Annotated in this window: 6 protein-coding genes; 3 read left to right on the top strand and 3 right to left on the bottom strand. The window is 74.2% G+C overall.

The features are described 5' to 3' along the window. A partial coding sequence (locus ACFWZ5_RS44955) for a hypothetical protein (protein WP_384892936.1) occupies positions 1–709 on the top strand: 709 nt, incomplete at its 5' end. A 13-nt stretch (positions 710–722) separates the two neighbouring features. On the opposite strand, the gene ACFWZ5_RS44950 is transcribed toward ACFWZ5_RS44955, so the two are convergent. Beyond that, entirely contained in the window at positions 723–1,148 is a 426-nt protein-coding gene (locus ACFWZ5_RS44950; RefSeq protein WP_384806298.1) for an NUDIX hydrolase, read from the bottom strand. A 113-nt stretch (positions 1,149–1,261) separates the two neighbouring features. On the opposite strand from ACFWZ5_RS44950, the gene ACFWZ5_RS44945 reads away from it, so the two are divergent. Beyond that, positions 1,262–1,696: a VOC family protein gene (locus ACFWZ5_RS44945; protein WP_384806300.1), complete on the top strand. Its 435-nt coding sequence runs from the start codon at positions 1,262–1,264 to the stop codon at positions 1,694–1,696. Positions 1,697–1,705: 9 nt separating this feature from the next. Here ACFWZ5_RS44945 and ACFWZ5_RS44940 read toward each other — a convergent pair whose 3' ends face one another. Together ACFWZ5_RS44940 and ACFWZ5_RS44935 are read right to left on the bottom strand one after the other, a co-directional pair. Beyond that, on the bottom strand, positions 1,706–2,461 hold the full coding sequence (locus tag ACFWZ5_RS44940) for a helix-turn-helix domain-containing protein (protein WP_384806302.1): 756 nt from the start codon (positions 2,459–2,461) through the stop codon (positions 1,706–1,708). Positions 2,462–2,470: 9 nt separating this feature from the next. Beyond that, positions 2,471–3,412, bottom strand: a complete 942-nt coding sequence (locus ACFWZ5_RS44935) for an AraC family transcriptional regulator (protein ID WP_384806304.1) — start codon at positions 3,410–3,412, stop codon at positions 2,471–2,473. Between the two features lie 81 nt (positions 3,413–3,493). Here ACFWZ5_RS44935 and ACFWZ5_RS44930 point away from each other — a divergent pair, with 81 nt between their 5' ends. Then, positions 3,494–4,348 carry an NAD(P)H-binding protein gene (locus tag ACFWZ5_RS44930; protein WP_384806306.1) on the top strand — a complete coding sequence of 285 codons (855 nt, stop codon included), beginning with the start codon at positions 3,494–3,496 and terminating at the stop codon, positions 4,346–4,348. Positions 4,349–4,378 lie beyond the last annotated feature (30 nt).

Genomic DNA, 4,378 nt, shown 5'->3' with positions numbered 1-4,378 from the left:
CTCGGTGGTCGCCGAACTGGGCCGCCCCGGCCGCCTGTTGGCGCTCATCACGGAGCTGGCGTCGGGGCTCGGCGACCCGTCCGGCTGCGCGGCCCTGTCGTACCGCCATGTGCTCGGCTTCGACAAGCTGCTCCTGGTCGACGTCGGCTCCCGGCATCTGCTGCGCGCCCACATCTGGCATCCGGGCTCGCTGCGGGCGGGCCGCGAGGACATCCACAACCACCGCTCCCCGCTGGCCTCGTACGTCGTGCGGGGCCGGCTCGGCATGGAGCTGTACGAGACGATGGAGCCGTACGGGGCGGCGGCGGACGGCGGCGTGGCGGCGGCCCGCTACCGCGAGTCCCTGTCGGACGAGGAGAGCGACTGGCTCCTGGAGCCCGCGGGCCGGGCCCGGCTCCGGCTCACGCAGACGGCGGAGTACGAGGCGGGCAGCGGTTACGCCCTGTCGCCGTACGCCCTGCACCGGGCGTGGTGCGCGTCGCCCGGCACGACGGTGACGCTGTTCCTGGAGACGGGCACGGACAGGCGCCGCTACACGGACGTGTTCACGGGGGACGACGAGGGGACGCGCGCGGAGGCGTACGCGAAGGAGCCGATGGAGGTGGCGGAGTACCTGGGCGAGCTGCGGACGCTCGCGGAGCTCGTCGGCGGGGACGCCGACGGGGCGAGGGAGAGCGGGATCGGCGGGACCGGCGGCTGGACGGGTTGACGGGCGCGACGGGCTAGCGGGCGCTCAGCCTGCTCAGGGCCTGCCGCACGATGTCCATGTTGTAGTCGTCGATCTCGACGGTCCTGAGCTCGTCGGGGGCGAGCCAGCGGTGGGCCTGGTCGGGGAGGGGAAGGGTCACGTCGAAGGTGACGGGCCTGACGAGGAAGTTGTCCTGCCAGTTCTTCACCTCGTGCCCCTGATAGTGGCTGACGAACGAGGACTCGCCGACCTTGCGGACGACGCGGCCGAGGAGGCCGGTCTCCTCCTTGAGCTCGCGCAGGACGCCGTCGCGCGGGCTCTCGCCCGGCTCGAGCTTTCCGCAGGGCACCCCCCACACGCGCGGCAGGAACCGCTCGGTCTCACTGCGGCGCACGAGCAGGACACGGCCCCGGTGGGCCACTACGGCTGCCGCCAGATGGTTCTCGCCAGGGATACCCATGACCCCACCGTAGCGAGGATTCGGTACCCGGGACAGTCGGCCGGACGGGGCGGACGGGGCTCGTGTCCGTTTCCTTCAAGACCACGCGCCGGGCGCGTGCCTACCCTTCCGGCATGAACAGCAGCAAGAAGAGCAACGACACCCCCTCTCACGTCACACCCCGGCTCGACATGCTCGGCATCGTCGTGTCGGACATGGCGGCGGCGCTCGCCTTCTACGGCCGCCTCGGGCTCGAATTCGCCCCGGGCGACGAGAAGTTGCCGCATGTGGAGACCACGCTGCCGGGCGGCCTGCGGGTCGCCTTCGACACCGAGGAGACCATCCGCTCCTTCCATCCCGCATGGCGGTCGCCGTCCGGCGGGGGCCGGGTCGCGCTCGCCTTCCACTGCGCTACGGCGGCGGGCGTGGACGCGCTGCACGAGGACCTGACGGCCGCCGGGTACCGCTCGGAGCTCGCGCCGTTCGACGCGGTGTGGGGGCAGCGGTACGCGATCGTGCTCGACCCGGACGGCACCGGCGCGGAGCTCTTCGCACCGCTGCCCGGCTGAGCCGCCCCGTCAGCGCGCCCGCAGCAGGTCGCCGAGGGGCATGCCCGTCAACTCCTTGACGTCACGCGCCAGATGGGCCTGGTCGGCAAAGCCCGCGACGGCGGCCGTGTCCGCGTACGGCAGTCCGTCCCGGGCCAGCGACAGCGCCCGTTGCAGGCGCAGGACCCGGGCGAGGGTCTTGGGGCCGTAGCCGAACGCGGGCAGGGAGCGGCGGTGCAGCTGCCGGGCGCCCATGCCGACGGCGTCGGCGGTCTCGGCGACGGTGCGGCCCGCGCGCAGGGAGGTCACGACGCGCGTCAGGAGCGGGTCGGGCGGGGGCGCGTCCGCGAGGCGGTCGCGCGCGATCCGCTCCAGGGCGGCCATCGAGTCGGCGGCCGCGTCCACGCGCGCGGTGAGCCGCCGCACCTCGGCGGGCCGCCACAGGTCGGCCAACTCCACGCGCTGGTCGCGCAGTTCGTGGGCGGGCACGCCGAGCAGCGCGGGCGCGGTGCCGGGAGCGAAGCGGAGGCCGACGTACCGGCCCGGGGACTCGGGCTCCGGCAGGTGGGCGCGGGTGTCCGGGCCCGCGACGAAGAGCCTGCCCTCGGTCCACAGCAGGTCCATGCACCCGTCGGGGAGCACGGCGGCGGCGCCCGCCGGGTCGTCGGGGGCGGCCGCCTTGGTCCATACGACGGAGCCGGGGAGCAGCGCGGAGGGCCGTTCGGCGTAAGCGGCGCCCGCCGGGGCCGCCTCGGCCTGCCTCCGCACCTCCTGCCGTCCGGACATATGCCCAGGCTACGCCGCGCCCGTGCGGTGCTCCTGCGGGCTGACGCCGTACACCCGCTTGAAGGCGCTGGACAGCGCGAACGCGCTGCCGTAGCCGACCTTGCGGGCGATCGTCGCGATGGTCTGGTCGCTGTCGCGCAGCAGGTCGGCGGCGAGGGCGAGCCGCCAGCCGGTCAGATACGTCATGGGCGGCTCGCCCACGAGCTCGCTGAAGCGCCGGGCGAGCGCGGCCCGCGAGACACCGGCCTCGGCGGCGAGCGACGCGACGGTCCAGGCGTGCGCCGGGTTGTCCTGGAGCAGCCGCAGGACGGGCCCGACGACCGGGTCGCCGAGCGCCCGGTACCAGGCGGGGGCCTTGGCCTCGGGGCGGGCGAACCAGGCGCGCAGGGCCGCGATGAGCAGCAGGTCGAGGAGCCGGTCGAGGACGACCTCCTGCCCCGGCTCGTCCTTGCTGATCTCCTCGGCGAGGTACGGCGTGAGCGGGCAGTCCCACACCTCCGTGGGCAGCACGAGCAGCGGCGGCAGCGCGCCGAGGAGCCGCCCGGTGATCTCGCCCTGCATCTGGTACGTCCCGATCAGCATCCGGACGGATCCGCCGGCCTGCCCCCAGGCGCGCATTCCGAGGCCCGCGTAGTGGCCGTCGGGCGCGCCGTTCAGCGGCACGCAGCGCTGCCCCGGCTGGATCTCGGCGAAGGGCTTCGTCTCCGGGTCGCCCGCGACGAGGTAGTGGTCGGGCCCGCGGGCGATGGCGAGGTCGCCGGGCCGCAGGCGCTGGGCGGCGCCCCCGCCGGGCTCCTCCGGGACGATCCACGCGTCCCCGTCCATCATGATCATCACCGAGACCGGGGCCTCGTCCGCGATGCGGACGGCCCACGGCGGCTCGAAGCACGCCCGGATCATGAAGGCCCCCCGGGCGCGCGGGCCTTCGAGCAAGCCTGCGAGTACGTCCATGTGAGCAGCGTAGACGCACGCGTATGGGGCTGAGCCGCTGACGGATGGCCCGGGCGGCGGGGCGGCAGTTGACTGAATGCCATGACGAACAACACGCAGAACACGACGCACGAAATGACGCTGTTGGTGACCGGTGCGACCGGGCGGGTCGGGAGCCGGGTCGCGCTCGCGGCGCGGGACGCGGGGCTGACCGTGCGGGAGGCGGCGCGCGCCACCGCGGTGCGGTTCGACTGGTACGACCCGTCGACGTGGACGGACGCGCTGCGGGGCGCCGACGCGGCGTTCCTCTCCTACCAGCCGGACGTCGGCGCGCCCGGGGCCGCCGACGCCGTGGGCGCGTTCGGCCGCCGGGCCGCGGAGCTCGGCGTGCGCCACCTCGTGCTGCTCTCCGCGCGCGGCGAGGACCAGGCCCACGCCACCGAGCGGGCGCTCGCCGACTCCGGTGTCGCGCGGTGGACCGTGGTGCGCGCGAGCTGGTTCGCGCAGAACTTCAGCGAGGGCCCGCTCGTCGACGGGCTGCGCGGCGGGGAGCTCGTCTTCCCCGCGGGCGAGGTCCTCGAACCGTTCATCGACGTGCGCGACATCGCCGACGTGGTCGTCGCGGTTCTCGCCGCGGGCGAGCGGTACGACGGGGAGGTCCTTGAGGTCAGCGGGGACCGGCTGCTGTCCTTCCGGGACGCGGTCGCCGAGATCGCTGCCGCGAGTGGGCGGGAGCTCGGCTATGTGCCGGTGGGGGCGCGGGAGTACGGGGGTGCGCTGCGGGAATTCGGGGTGCCTGAGGGGGAGGTGGAGTTTCTTGTGGAGTTGTTCGAGACGAATTTGGACGGGCGCAATGCGCATGTCTCCGACGGGGTGCGGGAGGTACTCGGCCGGGCGCCGAGGGCCTTCTCGGACTTCGTCAGGGAGACGGCGGAGACGGGCGTCTGGAAGGGGTGACATTTCCCCCACCCCGCCCCTTCCCGAACC

This window comes from Streptomyces sp. NPDC059003 (assembly GCF_042740445.1).
GTDB lineage: Bacteria > Actinomycetota > Actinomycetes > Streptomycetales > Streptomycetaceae > Streptomyces.
Note: the sequence above shows the minus strand (reverse complement) of the source record. Positions and strands in the feature narration are given on the sequence as shown.

What these genes read in the sequence shown, in the direction of transcription:
- ACFWZ5_RS44950 (WP_384806298.1), bottom strand. Translation starts at nt 1,148, where the DNA reads ATGGGTATCCCTGGCGAGAACCATCTGGCGGCAGCCGTAGTGGCCCAC.
- ACFWZ5_RS44945 (WP_384806300.1), top strand. Translation starts at nt 1,262, where the DNA reads ATGAACAGCAGCAAGAAGAGCAACGACACCCCCTCTCACGTCACACCC.
- ACFWZ5_RS44940 (WP_384806302.1), bottom strand. Translation starts at nt 2,461, where the DNA reads ATGTCCGGACGGCAGGAGGTGCGGAGGCAGGCCGAGGCGGCCCCGGCG.
- ACFWZ5_RS44935 (WP_384806304.1), bottom strand. Translation starts at nt 3,412, where the DNA reads ATGGACGTACTCGCAGGCTTGCTCGAAGGCCCGCGCGCCCGGGGGGCC.
- ACFWZ5_RS44930 (WP_384806306.1), top strand. Translation starts at nt 3,494, where the DNA reads ATGACGAACAACACGCAGAACACGACGCACGAAATGACGCTGTTGGTG.